This is a genomic window from Mucilaginibacter sp. P2_A4 (assembly GCF_056405015.1).
Map to the genome: position 1 here is coordinate 300,972 of NZ_JBFUCX010000010.1, position 16,027 is coordinate 316,998.

At 45.5% G+C, this 16,027-nt stretch carries 14 protein-coding genes and 1 pseudogene; 6 read left to right on the top strand and 9 right to left on the bottom strand.

The genetic code is table 11. From position 1 onward, the window contains the following. Nucleotides 1-143 precede the first annotated feature (143 nt). From AC1DYB_RS19450 to AC1DYB_RS19465, 4 genes are read right to left on the bottom strand one after another with little or no spacing between them, the layout of a single operon-like run. On the bottom strand, nucleotides 144-3,356 hold the full coding sequence (locus tag AC1DYB_RS19450; RefSeq protein ID WP_477437214.1) for an error-prone DNA polymerase: 3,213 nt from the start codon (nucleotides 3,354-3,356) through the stop codon (nucleotides 144-146). After that, the gene (locus AC1DYB_RS19455) at nucleotides 3,353-4,855 is read right to left on the bottom strand and encodes a Y-family DNA polymerase (protein WP_477437216.1); all 1,503 of its coding nucleotides are present in this window, start codon (nucleotides 4,853-4,855) and stop codon (nucleotides 3,353-3,355) included. The genes AC1DYB_RS19450 and AC1DYB_RS19455 overlap by 4 nt, the downstream gene beginning before the upstream one ends. Next, nucleotides 4,848-5,573, bottom strand: coding sequence for an ImuA family protein (locus AC1DYB_RS19460; RefSeq protein WP_477437218.1), 726 nt, complete (start codon nucleotides 5,571-5,573; stop codon nucleotides 4,848-4,850). The genes AC1DYB_RS19455 and AC1DYB_RS19460 overlap by 8 nt, the downstream gene beginning before the upstream one ends. Before the next feature lie 13 nt (nucleotides 5,574-5,586). After that, nucleotides 5,587-5,925 carry a hypothetical protein gene (locus tag AC1DYB_RS19465; RefSeq protein WP_477437220.1) on the bottom strand — a complete coding sequence of 113 codons (339 nt, stop codon included), beginning with the start codon at nucleotides 5,923-5,925 and terminating at the stop codon, nucleotides 5,587-5,589. 89 nt (nucleotides 5,926-6,014) lie between these two features. Here AC1DYB_RS19465 and AC1DYB_RS19470 point away from each other — a divergent pair, with 89 nt between their 5' ends. Continuing rightward, entirely contained in the window at nucleotides 6,015-6,278 is a 264-nt protein-coding gene (locus AC1DYB_RS19470) for a hypothetical protein (RefSeq protein WP_477437222.1), read from the top strand. A 4-nt stretch (nucleotides 6,279-6,282) separates the two neighbouring features. Next, nucleotides 6,283-6,870 carry an alpha-ketoglutarate-dependent dioxygenase AlkB family protein gene (locus AC1DYB_RS19475; RefSeq protein WP_477437224.1) on the top strand — a complete coding sequence of 196 codons (588 nt, stop codon included), beginning with the start codon at nucleotides 6,283-6,285 and terminating at the stop codon, nucleotides 6,868-6,870. A gap of 112 nt (nucleotides 6,871-6,982) precedes the next feature. On the opposite strand, the gene AC1DYB_RS19480 is transcribed toward AC1DYB_RS19475, so the two are convergent. The 3 genes from AC1DYB_RS19480 to AC1DYB_RS19490 form a co-directional block, all read right to left on the bottom strand. After that, nucleotides 6,983-7,402 (bottom strand): DUF1810 domain-containing protein, encoded by a 420-nt coding sequence (locus AC1DYB_RS19480; protein ID WP_477437227.1) that lies wholly within the window; start codon nucleotides 7,400-7,402, stop codon nucleotides 6,983-6,985. Further along, nucleotides 7,392-7,589: a DUF2188 domain-containing protein gene (locus tag AC1DYB_RS19485; protein WP_477437229.1), complete on the bottom strand. Its 198-nt coding sequence runs from the start codon at nucleotides 7,587-7,589 to the stop codon at nucleotides 7,392-7,394. The genes AC1DYB_RS19480 and AC1DYB_RS19485 overlap by 11 nt, the downstream gene beginning before the upstream one ends. A 266-nt stretch (nucleotides 7,590-7,855) precedes the next feature. Next, nucleotides 7,856-8,083 carry a hypothetical protein gene (locus tag AC1DYB_RS19490; protein ID WP_477437231.1) on the bottom strand — a complete coding sequence of 76 codons (228 nt, stop codon included), beginning with the start codon at nucleotides 8,081-8,083 and terminating at the stop codon, nucleotides 7,856-7,858. A 732-nt stretch (nucleotides 8,084-8,815) separates the two neighbouring features. Between AC1DYB_RS19490 and AC1DYB_RS19495 the strand changes: the two genes are divergently transcribed. Beyond that, complete coding sequence (locus AC1DYB_RS19495; protein ID WP_477437233.1) at nucleotides 8,816-9,547, top strand: hypothetical protein; 732 nt, start codon at nucleotides 8,816-8,818, stop codon at nucleotides 9,545-9,547. A gap of 281 nt (nucleotides 9,548-9,828) precedes the next feature. Further along, the gene (locus AC1DYB_RS19500) at nucleotides 9,829-12,153 is read left to right on the top strand and encodes a tetratricopeptide repeat-containing sensor histidine kinase (protein ID WP_477437235.1); all 2,325 of its coding nucleotides are present in this window, start codon (nucleotides 9,829-9,831) and stop codon (nucleotides 12,151-12,153) included. Between the two features lie 41 nt (nucleotides 12,154-12,194). Here the strand turns inward: AC1DYB_RS19500 and AC1DYB_RS19505 are convergent, their stop codons facing one another. Further along, a complete protein-coding gene (locus AC1DYB_RS19505; RefSeq protein ID WP_477437237.1) occupies nucleotides 12,195-13,361 on the bottom strand; it encodes a hypothetical protein in 1,167 nt (388 codons plus the stop codon). A 69-nt stretch (nucleotides 13,362-13,430) separates the two neighbouring features. Continuing rightward, complete coding sequence (locus AC1DYB_RS19510; protein WP_477437239.1) at nucleotides 13,431-14,198, bottom strand: Cthe_2314 family HEPN domain-containing protein; 768 nt, start codon at nucleotides 14,196-14,198, stop codon at nucleotides 13,431-13,433. Nucleotides 14,199-14,762: 564 nt separating this feature from the next. On the opposite strand from AC1DYB_RS19510, the gene AC1DYB_RS19515 reads away from it, so the two are divergent. Continuing rightward, nucleotides 14,763-15,155 (top strand): single-stranded DNA-binding protein, encoded by a 393-nt coding sequence (locus AC1DYB_RS19515; protein WP_477437241.1) that lies wholly within the window; start codon nucleotides 14,763-14,765, stop codon nucleotides 15,153-15,155. Between the two features lie 67 nt (nucleotides 15,156-15,222). Beyond that, a pseudogene (locus AC1DYB_RS19520) lies at nucleotides 15,223-15,783 on the top strand (DUF932 domain-containing protein); the annotation flags it as partial. Between the last annotated feature and the right edge of the window lie 244 nt (nucleotides 15,784-16,027).

Here is a 16,027-nt window from a genome sequence, read left to right on the forward strand (position 1 = left end):
CGATTTACATTGGTATATAAAAAGGAGTGCGTCGGTGTATTACTTGTTGGTATAAAAGTAGTTATAATGATTTAGTTACGCTAATGCTTAAATGTTCCTGGGTCATGACTTTTTATTTTCAACATGCTGAATCATAACGTTTGCTATTTAAAATTGCGGCCTTTATCAAGATAATCTTCCGGCGCAGGCACACGGACCTGGTTGGTTTTATCGATCGGGATGAAGGGTGAGGCCTTCTCATCGGCGCGCGATAGGGTCAGTACAGGCTGCTGATCATTGCGAATAGCAGTCAGGTTACCGAGCAGTGAGGTGTAATCAATACAGCGTCGCACGATCACATGGACGGTTTCCGCACGCTGGATAGCGCCTTCGACCATGAGCAACCGGCTATGCTCGATCTCTTTGCGGTATTTATCAAATAGTTTTGGAAAGACGACCAGGTTACACTGCCCCTGTTCATCTTCAATAGTGATAAAACAAACACCCTTGGCAGTGCCGGGGCGCTGACGGACAAGGACCAGGCCGGCGACTTTGATAATTTGTTTATCCTCAGCTTCGTTGGCTAATTTTGTAGATAGGACATTGAACAAACTTAATTTTTCGCGTATGAAACCCACAGGGTGCCCCTTGATGGAAAGACCTGTAGTGGCGTAATCCTGCACCACGTGTTCCGAAAGCTGCATGAACGGTAGTTTGACCTGCGGCTCAAATTCGCTCTGAGATTTCTGGCCTTTGTAAAGCTCAATGGGGCGATCATGGAGTGCAGCCACTTCCCAAAGGGCTTGCCTGCGGTCAAGGTCGATGGATCGAAAGGCGTCTGCATTTGCTAACCGTTCCAGCGTGGCTACAGAAAGCCCTGCGTCACAAAGCTGGTGCGGCCGGGTAAAGGGTTTGGCCCGTGCATTCACTAACAACTGCATATCTTCTTCCCGAATCCCATTGATTTCGCGAAACCCCAAACGAAGCGCCCAATAGTTACCGGCCTTCATTTCAAGCATATTGTCCCAATGAGAGTGGTTAATATCGATAGGTAATATTTTCACACCATGCTCGCGCGCGTTGCGGACGATCTGTGCAGGCTGGTAAAAACCCATGGGCTGGCTATTGAGCAATGCCGCCGCAAATACATCCGGGTAATAATATTTGAGCCAGCAGGACACGTAAACGAGTAAGGCAAAACTGGCAGCGTGGCTCTCGGGAAAACCGTAACTGCCAAATCCCTCGAGCTGTTTAAATATCCTTTGGGCGAATTCTTTAGGGTAGCCTTTTTTGACCATCCCACCTATGAGTTTCTGTTCGAACTTACTAACCAGACCATTGAATTTAAAGGTTGCCATACTGCGGCGCAGCAGGTCGGCCTCGCCGGGCGTAAAGCCTGCGGCGACAATCGCGATTTCCATCGCCTGTTCCTGGAACAGCGGCACACCAAGAGTACGTTCCAGAATCGCTTTGATCTCCTCCGATGGGTAGTCAACCGCTTCCTCGCCGTTGCGCCTGCGGATATAGGGATGAACCATATCGCCCTGGATCGGGCCGGGCCGGACAATGGCAACCTCGATCACCAGGTCATAAAAACAGGTCGGTTTCATGCGCGGCAGCATGGACATCTGCGCCCGGCTTTCGATCTGGAAAACGCCCAGCGTATCGGCAGCCGTGATCATCTCATAAACTTTAGCGTCGTCCTGCGGAATGTTCGCGAGGGTAAGTTCAACACCATAATGATCTTTGGCTAAAATGAACGCTTTACGGATACAGGTCAGCATACCCAGGCCCAGCACATCAACTTTCAGGAATCCCAGCGCATCGATATCATCTTTATTCCATTCGATATTGGTACGGTCCGCCATCCTCGCTTTAAAGATCGGGCACAGGTCGCTGAGCTGTCCCTCGGTAATCACGAAACCGCCGGTGTGCTGGCCGAGCTGGCGGGGAAACCCGATCATTTGCGAAGTCAACGACAATACTTTCAATAAATGCGGGTCCTTTGGGTTAAGGCCCAGCTTAAGGATCGTTTTTTCGTCGAACCAATCATCGGTCAGTTCCCAGATGGCCTTGGATAATTTATTGACTGTATCAACCGACAGGCCCATGGCCCGGCCAACATCGCGGATTGCCCCTTTTTGGTGCAGCACGGTAACGGTCGGCAGAATGGCCGCACGATCCCTGCCAAACTTGTTAAAAATATACTGGATGACTTCTTCTCTTCGCTCGTGTTCAAAGTCCACGTCGATGTCAGGCGGTTCCTTGCGTTCCGGCGACATGAAACGGGCGAAAAGCAGGTTGTTCTTATCAGGCTGGAGTGCAGTAATGCCGAGTACAAAGCAAAGCGCGGAATTAGCAGCTGAGCCCCGTCCCTGGCAGAGGATACCCTGTGTCCTTGCCCAGCGGACATAATCCTCGACGGTCAGGAAATAATTGCATTCGCCCACAGTTTTTACAAAGTCCAGTTCATAACGCAGCTGTTTGTCTACTTTTTCCGGAATGTGGCTCCCATAAACCTGACGGGCACCTTCCCAGGCCAGCCGCTCCAGTTCCTCTTCGGGCGTGCGGCCATCTTTGAGCAATTCAGTCGGGTACACGTACTTCAGGCTTTTCAGATCGAACGAACAGGCGTTGGCGATATGGCGTGCATTAGTTATCGCTTCCGGGTAATTGCGGAACAAGCGCTCCACTTCCGGGATGGCTTTCAAATGCCTTTCTGCATTTTGGTGCAGCTTATAACCCGCATTAAAAATCGTACATTTTTCACGAACGCAGGTTAGCACATCCTGTAGTTCCCGCCGCGCCGGATCATGATAATGGACATCGTTTGTGGCCACCAGCGGAATGCCGAGTGAGGCCAGCCGGTGAAGGCGCTTCGCGTCATCGCCCGTATAAGATTTCGTTACAGCAAGATAAAGCTGCTCTTTGAGGTTTTGCTGGTACTCACGAACGTCGGTTTTGAAGTTGAGCTCAAAGTCAAAATCTTCGTTGAGCACCGGCGGCGGGACGATGATAAAATAGCTACCCTGGGCATGTTCATATACATCTTTTTTATAGAGAAAGCATTTTTCTTTTTCAGCCCGCAAATTGCCTTTGGTGAGTAGCGCTGATAAACGGGCATAAGCGGCTTTGTCAGTAGGGTAAGCGAGCAGGCTGGGACCGTCCAGCAGATCGATACGGCAGGCTGGGATCAGGCGAATGCCGCGATCCTTGGCGGTAACATAGGCACGTACCACACCGGCAAAAGTATTACGATCAGTAATGCCAATAGCGTCATAGCCGAGGTCAGCCGCCTGGTCGACGAGTTCCTCCGGGTGCGAACCGCCGCGCCGGAAGCTGAAGTTGCTGGTCACCTGGAGTTCTATGTAGCTCATGCGAAAAATCCGTGAATGTACCAGTGCTGGCTTTGCGTGCCGTCATAATGCCCGGAACGGAACAGCCAGTAGCGTCGCCCGTCCTGGTCTTCGGCGATATAATAATCGCGGTGCTCACCCGGCTCCAGCCACCATTCACGCTCGATCCGCTCAGGGCCATCCGCTTTTTTAACTTCATGTTTTTTACCCTTGTAGATGAATAGTAACGGTGGGTAATCAGGCGTCATCGCTGTGGCCTCGATGGGCTCAGGTGTATCTAATAGCTGCACCGGGCGGGGTTTATCCGTGCGCCAGTCGCTTTCAGGCTGTTTTTTGGTTGAGGAGGTGGGTTCGGCGCTTCGCTCCGGCCAGAAATGTTCAGCAGGCAGATAGCGGTTGATACTCTTTGTTCCAATCTTACCGGCCACTCTGTCCAGCAATTCGGCGACGCATTCGCTTTCCAGCCCCGGTTTCGCTGCCCAAAGCGCTTCCTGCACCACATCCACTTCTTCAACTTGCGAGGCGTCAAGCACAAAAAGTTCAATGCCCAATGCAGGTGCTACCTGATCGAATTTCAGCGTGAATAATTTCAACAGGTGCCCGCAATGATGACTGGCCTGGTTGGTCCCGATGCTGATCGCGCCGCTTTTTCCATCAATGCGGTAGTAAGTCAGTGTCGCTACCCGGATACCCTTGCCTTCACCGGCCAGGCGCTTGCATAGGGTCTCCAATAAATTGGTAGTCGCTATTTCAATGGCTTCACGGGTACGTACAGGTTCCAGTGCTGCGAGCCTTTCACTGTAGGGTACCGGCTCTTTGAGCGGTAACAAAAATTCTTCTTCCTGTCCCAATGCCTGGAGCATGCGCAACACCATATCCTTGCCGAACCTGCGGCGTAGAACCGATCTGGGCATATGGATGAAGCTGCTGATCTGGTAAAGGCCGAGCGCGTGCAGTTTAAATAACAAATCCGCAGGTAACCTCAATGCCGATGGTGGCAAGGGCATCAGGGCTGTGCGATGTCCGCCTTCAGGTATGATCAGGGTACTTGCGGAACAGCGGGCGACGCCCCAGGCGCAGCCAATCGTGTCGGCAAGGCCTGGCCGGATATTATACCCTGCAGCTTTCAGGCGATCTGCCAGATCCCTGACGAACGCTTCTTCGCCGCCTTTGAGGTGGGTACAGCCGGTAACGTCCAGCAGTAGTCCGTCGGGTGCATCCACAGCCACCAGCGGCGTATACCGAAAACACCATTCGGCTAACGCCTTTAACAACTTCAGGTTACGGCCGGGTTTGCCGTCAAAAACTTCCAGACCAGGCGCAATAGCGCGGGCATCAGCAGCAACCATGCCCTGGACCGCGCCGAGCTTTTCTGCGGCCGGGCTGGCTGCGGTGATAACCATACGGCCGTGATCCGGTTCGGCGAAGGCAAAGGGCTTTCCTTTCCACTCCTTCTGGCGGATCGCCTTCTGGTCAGTGAGCAGGTATCGGAACCATATGGACAAAAAGCGCTTAGGCATAACGGCGCAGTTTTTCGGTATTTCGTTTTGGAATGATCGGGTTGAAACGGCGTTTGGCCCATTCGATGGTCCAGACACAAGGATTTCCGTTGCGCACTTTGAGCAGTTCGACCTGCCAGCGCGGGAAACCCACGCCGGGCATACCATCGCCCAGCTGGCTCGGTACCTGGGTAACTTTCCAGCGGGCAACACAGGCGGTGGCGTTGATTTTTATGGCATCTTTACGGAGGATAAAGCCCGTAACATGGCTTTCTTCGACGGCCAGTTGTAAACGCCGCGACTCCATAAAACTCAATTCCTTGGTTTCGGTGATCACTGTAGCCACGCCCTCGCATTTTAGCGCTTCTTCAGTGACCCAAAGCACATCTTTTTGTTTCGGGACATCCACAAAGACCACCCGGTCAGGATCAACGCCGAACAGTTTTAATGCGGGAGGATAAATGCGGCGGGTGTAGCTGATCCAAAGGCAGGCACCGCCGTCTTTTAACAGCTGCTGGACCAGTCCTGCGATCAAGCCGCCGCAGGCGGCCGTGTCTTCAGGACAGGTACTGATAAATTCGTGGATAGCGCCGGTCGGGAAAACGCCGTTAGGAAACGCTGCTTCCAACGGGCCGAGCCCGAATTGGCCGGTAGCACCGGGTTGCGGAGGCCGGAAACCCTCCCAGATCAGGATGTCCTGCCTGAGCTTCGCAATGATATTTTCTCTCGTGGCTTCCATGGTTGCATATTATTTAAGGACGAAACATTGATTTGTCGGACTGCAGCCCCCGGTCATAATCACGGATAGCTTTACCTATTGTTCTGACCTCATCAGGACTAAAAACATCTTCCAGACTAAAGGCCGGCAAATGCTCCGGGTAGTGCAGCGCTTCAAAATGGGCTTCTGCATCCTGCGGCGTAGCGGGAGGCGGCAGCTCATCTTCCATATTGACATAGATCACGGAACGGTTTTCGCCAGCCGTGATATCAAAGCGAATAAAACCATCTTCATCGGCCAATCGGTCCAGCTGTTCAGCGGTGATTGTCAGGGCTTTATTTCCGAGTTCGAGTTCTACATTAAAGGGTACCATACGCTATCAAATTTGGGACTACAAAGTTATGCTAATATTTTTAGCAATTTCTTATTCTTTTTTACAATTTTTTCTTCACATTTGTTTTCATGAGAAGTAAGTTGTTCAACGAGAAGCCGAGAACGGCCAAAACAAGCGCGGAAAGATGGGTCAGGGTGTTGCCGGACAACGGTGAAGGTTACCAAATTTATGATATGCTGCGCGAAGTGCATATCGGGCGAATTCTTTTCGATGCCGGTGATAACTGGATCTATGACGGCGAAGTACTGGACACGGGTGAGCAGGAAGATATCGCGGGGTTTATTAGCGGTAATCACAAGGAAATGGAAGAGTTGATGAGGAGTATACAGTAAAAGTATGGAGCAACTATGTTTTTTCCCTGAAGCAGGTCAAAGTAAAGGTCTGCCCAAAGAATTGCTGGACTATCAGCCCGGACTGATCGATCAGGCAAGCGCGGACGGACTGCTGGAAAAATTTATAAAGGAAACCCCGTGGAAGCAGACGATACAAAAGTTATGGGATAAGGAATATCCTACCCCCAGGCTGACCGCCTGGTATGGTGATACGGATCGCATCGCCGGCACTTTACCCTGGACCCGGGAATTACAAGCCATCCGTGAAAAAGTCGAACCATTGGCTGGAATCAAATTCAACACCGTATTACTAAATTATTACCGGGATGGGAATGATTCGGTGGCCTGGCACAGCGATAAGGAAAGCATTATGGGCAGTCACCCTATTATTGCTTCGGTTAGTTTCGGACAAGTGCGTGGTTTTGATATCCGAAAAAAAGCTGATCATCGTGAAAACTACACGGTGAGATTGGAACACGGTTCATTTTTACTAATGAAAGGCAACTTGCAGGAACTGTGGGAACATCGTATTGCTAAATCCACGAATCCAATGAAGGCACGAATTAACCTGACCTTTCGCCTTGTCATCTGAGCGCCGATCAGGTATTAGGCCGTATCCTCCGCGTGATCTCGGCACAAAGTGAAGAAAAACCGGGTTCATAAAATTAACTTCAAAACACGATCAAAAGTTCCTTATGTAGTTATCAAATGAGTTGCAGGGTAGCGCTGTCTTTATTACCGTTGAAATACTTTTTGATCACTGCTTCAAAAACGGGATTTCCACCGGGCACAAGCGAAAATAGCGTCATCGAAGAACGCAGCTTCATATCGTCCGGGCTGCCCATAACTGCGGTAGCATTGGTGGCGGGTAACTGCAACAGCACGTTACTGACATCGATCAGACGGCTTCCTAAAACTGGGTGTGCCAGATATGCGGCGGCTTCCGGCAAGTCCTTGATGGCGTAACGATGAGCCATTTCGCTGTATCCCAAACCACTGATCTGCGGGAAAATGTACCACATCCAATGGCTGCGCTTGCGGCCGTTTTTGATTTCTGACAGTGCAGTTGCATAGTCGCGAGACTGCGCATCCAAAAAACGTTGCAAATTATTGTCACTGCTCATCCTTATCTTTTTTCTTTTTGACATTAGCAAAATGTGCTCGTGCCTGTTTCCGGCCGATAGCAATCGCTTCCCCCTCATTGCTGGTTGTTTTTAACACTTCGTTGGCGATCTCAGTCGCTTTGTCCCTTATTTTCTTGGGTTGGTTTTTGTAAGATGGCGGGTAATCTCCGTTGTGCCAGGGCATCATTCCTCCTTTTTGGTAACAACAGGCTGACTTTTAAAATTGTTTACTCACGCCAGATGTTATCAACGTAAGCCTGGAACTCCTCAAAATGGCTAGTCGCATAATTGATCTTTTCATCCCACCCATCATCGTCGTCCTCTTCAGTTTCCGAACGGGGCCGGGATGCTAACGTTTAACCAGCAGTCTTCGGGAGCCATGAATTCGGGTGCTTCCATAATACATATTTAGGAAATTTACCTGAGCTGACCAAATTAAACGGGTTTCTTTAATTAATCATAATGCGCTTCGATATGATCGCAGATACTATCCAGTAATTCTTTGCTGAGCGGCTCACCGGAAAGCTGCCGCCAGTCGTCATCATGGGCCACCTCCGCGATAACGACACCATCTTGCTCAATACCGTACTTTTCCTCGTCCTGGGTAATGCGGTAATGATGTTCTTTCCCGGCAATGGTAGCATCATACGGAAAGCTTTGCAATTCTTCTTCTGGTTCCATAACTCCTTAAACAATAGGCGTTTCAAATAGTTGTATTAATATTAAAAATTACCCGGTTTTTCAACTGGCAAAGGGGACCTTTTTGAATGGGCCAAAAAGGGGCTTTTGATGTGTTTTATCCAACCCGATCGTGATTAGTCATTAAAAATATAGAAGTATAAATTTATAGTGTTAACTGTATTTGTGCAAGCCATTAAATTACTTTTTTATGGCAACATGAAATTTTCTTATCAAAGGTATGACTCTGGTAACCCGGCAGTTTGTTGATAACGGGATTCAGCCTGTTCCAGTGAATAGCGTTTCGAAAGTCGCCTATTTACGAAATAAAGTATCATTAATTATTACTATATAGGGTAAAGATCTCATATATAGCTGGTTGTATATTGGCAGTAAAAATGCAGGTATTGTTCCGAATAGTGATTTTATCATTTAAACAGGAGCTATGGAGACACCTATTTATTTTATTCCAAACTAATCCCGATAGCCTGTATAATGGAGATCGTTTTAGCGATGATAAAAGTCGGCCGTTACGGATACGGCCAACAAATATTCAAAGGGCGGGACATCGTCGAACTGGCAAGAAGCTAAATTTAGTAACTCTTTAACGATATTTTTCTACCACTAATTCACAAACACCATGAAAAAATAATTCACCTTTTTTTATTTCTTGCCCTTTGGCAACTCGGGCCCGGCTTTTAACTTCTCTTTACATTATAATTTAATTAACAAAACATGGCACATTACATATCAAGTATGCCTTTATGGGCAATCGTTTCATTTATCATTGGGTTTTTTATTACTCACGTTTTTTTTGCCAGGCGCTTCAGGCAAGCTGCCATTGACGGAGGTATGCCATTGGGTAAATCCAATCGCATTCAATTGGTCATCATCGTGTTTTTTACAGCCTTTTTTATTTACGCTTCAGCACTTGCCCTGCTCGGTATTCTGGATAAGGATACTATACCGCCTATGGGTATAATATGTGCCGGCTTTCCGTTAGCGATTCTTTTGTTCGGGATAGTAGGAAACACCCGACTTTACAAAGACTTATTGCGGGCGATAACCCTGGAATCCCTGATCACTTTACATGTGTTCCGTATAATAGGTATATATTTCATCCTCCTGTATTTTTATAACCTTCTTCCCGCCGGATTTGCATTTTCTGCCGGACTGGGCGATATCATTACCGCAGTGCTGGCATATCCTGTCGCAAAAATATATTCCAATGGAAAATCCTGGAGAATTCCTGTGGTTTATGCCTGGAACATAATAGGAATTTTTGACGTAGTAAATTTACTAATTATCGCCGTCATAATCTTAAAAAGCAACCTTGGCCCGGGAGAGCTAGGTATACGGGAAATAGACCTGTTCCCATTCTCGTATTTTGCGGCTTTCGCTCCGGTTGTTCTAATATTCCTGCATGTTGCGGTTTTTAAGAAAATAAATCAGCTGAAAACAAAATAATTGACCAGCACCGTCATTCTGTCTCTATAATTACAATTACTGAAGATTACGCAGTGCTGCATTCCAAAACAAGGTTATTATAATTTCAAATAAGCAAGATCCATCGCTTCAAGATACTTTATTTCGCAGGGAAGATGTTTATTTACGATATAGGGCAACAAGAAGACTGCTCTTTCCCTGTAAGCTATTGGTAGACAATATATTGATACGTGGCATAACGTTGGCATTGCGAGCGACTGTTTAAGAACATAATCTTAACTTTTATTTCGTAGCAACTGATCATGAAGCCAGGTTTGTATTTCGTCGTCTCGGTCTTATTTTTTCTTTTTAATTGTAATGTAAATGCATGGTGTCAATCTTTTATTGAATTAGATCGGGCTACTCCAAACAGTAAAAATTTTAATAATGATACCAATCAAGTCTTAGTGTTACTAAAACGCAGCAAGGATTTGATTATGAAATCAGACATAACAAAAGCCGAAGTTGATAGTTCTGAAAGAATAATGAAACAAGCTGGGCAGCTTGCAAATAAGCTTAATTATTTGCGTGGACAAGGAAATGAACTCCTTATTTACGCGCTGATTCTAAGGCAGAGAAAAAAAAATGATCAGTCGTTCAAGGTTGCTTTACAGGCTATAAAGGTCTTTGTGAAAATAAACGATTTTGCAGGCCAGGCAGACGGCTTCAATATTATCGGAGATGGTTTGTCTAATAATGACGACCAAATCGTGCAACGCATCAGCTATTTTCAGAAGGCAATACAAATGCTGATCAAGTCAGGCCAAAGAGAACGCGCAGCTATACTGTTAACCTATTTGGGCGATCTTGAGATATGGAATTCTCAGTACGACGATGCCTTAAAAGATCTTAATCATTCTTTGATAATTTTTCAGTCGATCGGGTATAAAAAGCTCCAGGCTACTTATGATTTAATCGGTTACGATTACCTTCACATGGGTGACATCAATGAAGCCTTAAAATACAATTTGTTGGCGGTTCAAACTGCAGAGACTAATGGTGAGTCAGGCACCTTGTTGAGTACTATTTATAACCGAACAGGTCTTACCTATTCATTTGCGGAAAATTGGCGAAAGGCTGCCGAATATCAAAAAAAAGCATTGCGCCAGGCTTACAAAATGAAAGATTCGCTGGCAATAGTTCAAATTTCTTTTAACGTTGGAGCGAGTATGCTAAAAAGCAATAATACTGCTGAAGCCATCCCGATAATCAATAGCGTAAAATCGTTCAAGATTTTTAAAGAAGATAATACTTGGAAAGCGCGGGCTGCCACATTATTACTTAAAGCATATATCCAAAAGAAAGATTACAAATCCGGTGAAATTTACTTTAAGGAGTCAAAGAAATTTCTCGCTTTAAAGGACATTGAACAAAATGTTTATGTTAAGATATTCTCTGGTATCATCTTATATTATCAGGTAACAAATCAATTTGAGAAAACATATCCATATATAGCTGCACATACAAAGTATCGAATAACATCCAAGGTTTCCATACCAATAGACGATAACGATGATCTGCGACTTTTTAAAGCTGATTCGGCTGCCGGAAAAATGTTTTCAGCAGTTAGGCATTTACAGCGCTATATGTTTTTCAGCGACTCTGTAATGAGTGAAAAAAACAGAAAGCAAGCCGCACTGCTGGAAATACAATTCGAAGCAGATAAAAAAGATAGAGATATTCAGTTCAAAGCTAAAAATATAAAACTTCTTACCAGGCAAACTCAATTACAACAAATCAGTTTCCGGCAGGAACGTATAATCCGTAATTGGATAATTGCGGCTTCGGGATTATTGTTACTTGTGATAGCTATACTTTATAACCGGTTTAGGCTAAAAAAGCGTAACAATCGCTTTTTAGAAGCCCAGCATCTTGCTTTAAAGGTTCAGCAGGAGGAAATCAACAAAAAGAACGAGGACTTAATCCATCTAAGTGAAAAACAATCAACGTTATTGAAAGAGAAGGAGTGGTTACTGCGGGAAATTCACCACCGGGTAAAAAATAACCTTCAGATAACTATGAGTTTACTGAATATTCAATCCTCCTATATGGAAACAGGTTTTGCGCTTGATGCAATTTTGAATAGCCAGCGTCGGATGCAGGCAATGTCCTTAATTCATATCAAGCTCTATCAGTCTGATAACCTGGCGTACATTGATATGTCCAGCTATATTCCTGAACTGGTAGGGTATTTAAAAGATAGTTTTAGCGACGGAGATTTTATAATTTTTGAACTACATACTCCTCCTTTTCAACTGGATATTTCACAAGCAGTACCAATAGGGTTGATTCTCAATGAAGCAATAACAAACGCCATAAAATATGCTTTTCAAGGCAGAAACAACGGTCGGATCAAAATCATAATGGAACAGGAAGATAATGGGTTTTATACATTAGAAATAAGCGATGATGGAATTGGTATGCCCGAAAATAGGAGCGAAAGTCACGACTCTTTTGGAATGAATCTTATGCGCGGGCTAACCCAGCAAATCCAGGGTGATTTTTGTATCGAAAATAAAAATGGAACGACGGTAACTGTTCGTTTCAAGGATGTGAAATTAATGGTAGAAGAATTAGATACAGCTTAATTAAAGCGCATGTCGAAACAACTTTAGGATAGCCGTTCTTCTTAAGAAAAAAGGACCTTTACAGATGCGGTTTGATTGCCTATCATAAAGCCCTGCAGCACGCTTTTCAAAATAATGTGTGGATTTTTTTTGATATAACCAGCTAATCGGTTAAGTCTGGGGGTGTCGGGAACCTGGTTCAATATCGAAAATGTGTTCCTGGCTGCCCGCGTAACTGTGATCGTAAAATCGAATGAACCTGGTTCATCTACGTCGTTGTTAACAATGGTTGCCTTGATTTTTCTTCCTTTGTCAACATCACTGATAGAGGTATTTTCTACACTGATATTTCTGCCGACAAAACCTGCCGCATATTTCAGACGCTCGGCTATAGGTTGATGTTTAAAATGGGCATCGGCCAGCCAGAACAGCTCGTTAAAGAATTCACGGATAAGCTTGTAATAGGGCTCCAGGTAATCGATGTTCTTGATCCGTAGAACATAGTAGCGTTTTACGTTGTCTTTATCATCCCAATCTGCGTATTCATCCATTTCTTTTTCCCAATCAAGCATGCCCTTAGAATCTTCAACGATCTTATTTAACTCCGTCGCTTCGATATCCGGGAATTCGGCGTTATTGTGCATAATCTTGTTTCGCAAACGCTTTAAAGGCTGAAACTTCTCTTTAAAAGGTTCGATCGATGTCGTGTCGATGCCGATCACCTTTTCGAGGTACTTGTAAATGCCCTCTATGTAATCACGTTGTGCAAGGTCCTCTACCGATAGAACGTGCCCGCCCATTTGCCTTAACAGTTCGGAAAAACGTCTGAACTGGCCCTCCAGTATGGAATACAGCATTGCTGTCGCAGATTTGTTGTAATGATCGATCATTTCCCGGTGATTCCGGTCAGCAATCTCCTCCGATATTTGCTCATCTCTTTCTATTTCACGATAACCTGCTTTGTGCACAGCCCAGGAGTCTCTTTCATGATCATCACCAGAGACCTCTTCATATGCTTCTTTATAAACCTTGCCTGCAGCGGCCCAATATTCCTTGAATGTTTTTTTAACCTTTTCACGTTCTTCAAGGTAGGATTGACCATATAATAGGCTCGTTGCTTCTGCGTTCCTTTCGAATGTATCGATCAATTCTTCCAAATGCTGTAACAAAGCATCGAAATCAGATTGAGGTTTACCGTATAAATAGCGTAAAGTCAGATCAAAATCCATGGTTATTTTTTTGTGATAGAAATTACAAATTAAAGTGACATCAGTGAATAAGAAAAATGGTGTTCAGGCTTACAAAGCTTGCGTTTGTTTATACGCCAGCGTTAGTTCCTCCATGTTATCTAAAAAAGGTTTGGCCAGATACAGATAGATCATCTTAAGTACCTGATCTGAATTTATTAGATGCACATTTACCTGGTGGGCGAACTTTTCTACAAGTTCACGCTGTACACCGGTCATTCCGGCATCGAACCGAAATTGATCAACAGGGCTTTTGTGCGTGATATCAATAGTATAGTGTGCGTTTAGCAACGAAAGATCTTTGTGTTGTACCGTTCCGTTATGTGCCAGGTAATTTCTGTAGGGCTTGATATGATCGGTAAGTTGTTTCATGTACCCCCAGATGAGACTAAAATCACCATAAGCGGGATCAAGTTGTTTGATCAGTTGATTTTCCATGTTTGGACTTTTGCGAATTTGTAGTCGCATGACCTCATTGATCAATGATAAAGAATGGTCCTTGATCTTAGTCGCTCTTAAAATATAGTTCTCATAGTGATACCGTATAGCTTGAGCTGCATTTCCTTTTTTGCTCAGCGGTTTATCATTGGGATCATGGGTAAGCAACATCTCTTCTGCAAATTTTATATCTTCCAGGTTCTGATCGATCTCTGAGATCACGTGTTGGATCTTCCATAGGTATTCCCCTAAAGGTGTCTTACGAAAGGTTGTAAATGTTTCATCCTTTAACTTCACATAGAAATGCGCGTACATTTTATAGAATGCTTCCAGGAACTGAGTATCCGCAGCTTTCATTTTAGCAAATTCTCCATTTGTCATACCCAAAGTTAATGAGAACCTGCGCAGCCTATCTGCGCAGGTCAAACTATTTTGTCGATCTTATTTGGTCCCCCCCCTTAATACAAATATCTAACATCTTTTTGCCGTAGCCTTCGGCAGGGCCATACGCTGTATCTGCTTTGCAGCATGCCGCTGCTACCCCTTACGGTGTTACGTTATGCTGAATCTCCCCTTACTTGTGAAATGTTAGCTGATGATACTTTGTAGCTTCTGCTGACTTTAATCTTTGATTCCCGCTATCGCCTACGGCTCCAAAGGCATTTTAATAAGTGTTTCATTAATTTTTTCATTCAATCCGGAGAAAAGCGCAGCTAAGGTCTTGCCGGCAATTGTATTTGGGTTGGCAAGAGACTACGGCATAATGGCTTCGCTCGTACCTCGCTATGCCACCCTCCGGGACTTATTCCGTTTCCTCTTGCCTGCCTGGCCGGCACTTCCTAAGGCTTTCTTTTTTCCGGTTTTTCTTTTGAAAAAATCAACCAAAAAGGAACGACACGAAATCAGAAAAGCGAACAAAAATTATTCACTTAAAAAATTAAAGTTATGTTATTCACAGGAAGATTAACAGGAAATGCCGAAGTCGCAACCGTTAAAGGCGACAAAAAAGTAACCAATTTCACCGTAGCGCTTAATCAGCGCTTCAAAACAAAAGCAGGCGAAAAACGGGAGCGTTCCGCTTTCATTGATTGTGCTTACTGGGTGAATCCCGGTTTGGCCGATTATCTCCTTAAGGGGGCTATCGTGGAGATTTCAGGATGGGTGGAGGCGCAGCCGTGGACAAACCGCAAAGGCGAAAACCATGCTCGTCTGGTCTGTAACGTCGATACCATTAAACTCTTTTCGGCCATTAACAAGGCAGAAGCGCAACCCGCAGAGCCTGCCAAAGCCGCAGCAGGGCAAAGCAAACAAAACGACGAAGACGATCTGCCATTCTAATCAATCCAAATCCAATTCAAATTTTAAACACGGGGGCGTGAAAGCGCTCCCCTAATTTCAAGAAATCATGGGACACAACCTCGCAATAAATCCGCAAACCAACGAATACAGTTTTTTTAGCCGCAAAGAAAAGGCATGGCATGGCCTCGGCACCATCGTAGAAGATTATCCCACCAGTGCCGAAGCTTTACGCTTCGCCGGATTGGACTATACGGTAGAAAAATGGCCGATGTATACTTACGACCCGCTTGGCCGTATTGCTGACGACCGCCATGTGCCGGAGAAATTCGCCACCGTCCGTACCGATAACTACGCCGTATTGGGAACTGTCGGCAACGACTACGAAGTCGTGCAGAACGTGGATGCTTTTACCTTTTTTGACAGCATTGTAGGCGGCGAAGGCATCCTATACGAAACCGCAGGCGCACTTGGCAAAGGGGAACGCATATTTATTACCGCCAAACTTCCCGGCTATATCCGTGTAGGGCGTGAGGACTTCATTGAAAAATACTTGTTCCTGACCACTTCGCATGACGGCTTCGGCAGCATCACAGCGGCATTTACACCCGTAAGAATTGTTTGTAACAATACCCTGAACGCTGCCATGCGTAACCATACCACCTCCATTGGAGATTCCAGTGCAACTGACCACCCAATTCCGGTACAAGCTGACCATCGGTTCCGGCGCAAATTGACCAGGGCATTCCGGGGTAAACTGACCACCTGTAGCGCGTAGCAAATGCTGTAGAAGCAACCATCTTTTGGAGGTACATATATACCTTCTAAAGCATGGCCAACTCGATAATCAGCATGAGTAAGATAAGAAAGATACTAAGAATGTACAGCCAGGAGCGCAGCATAATGTCTATCGC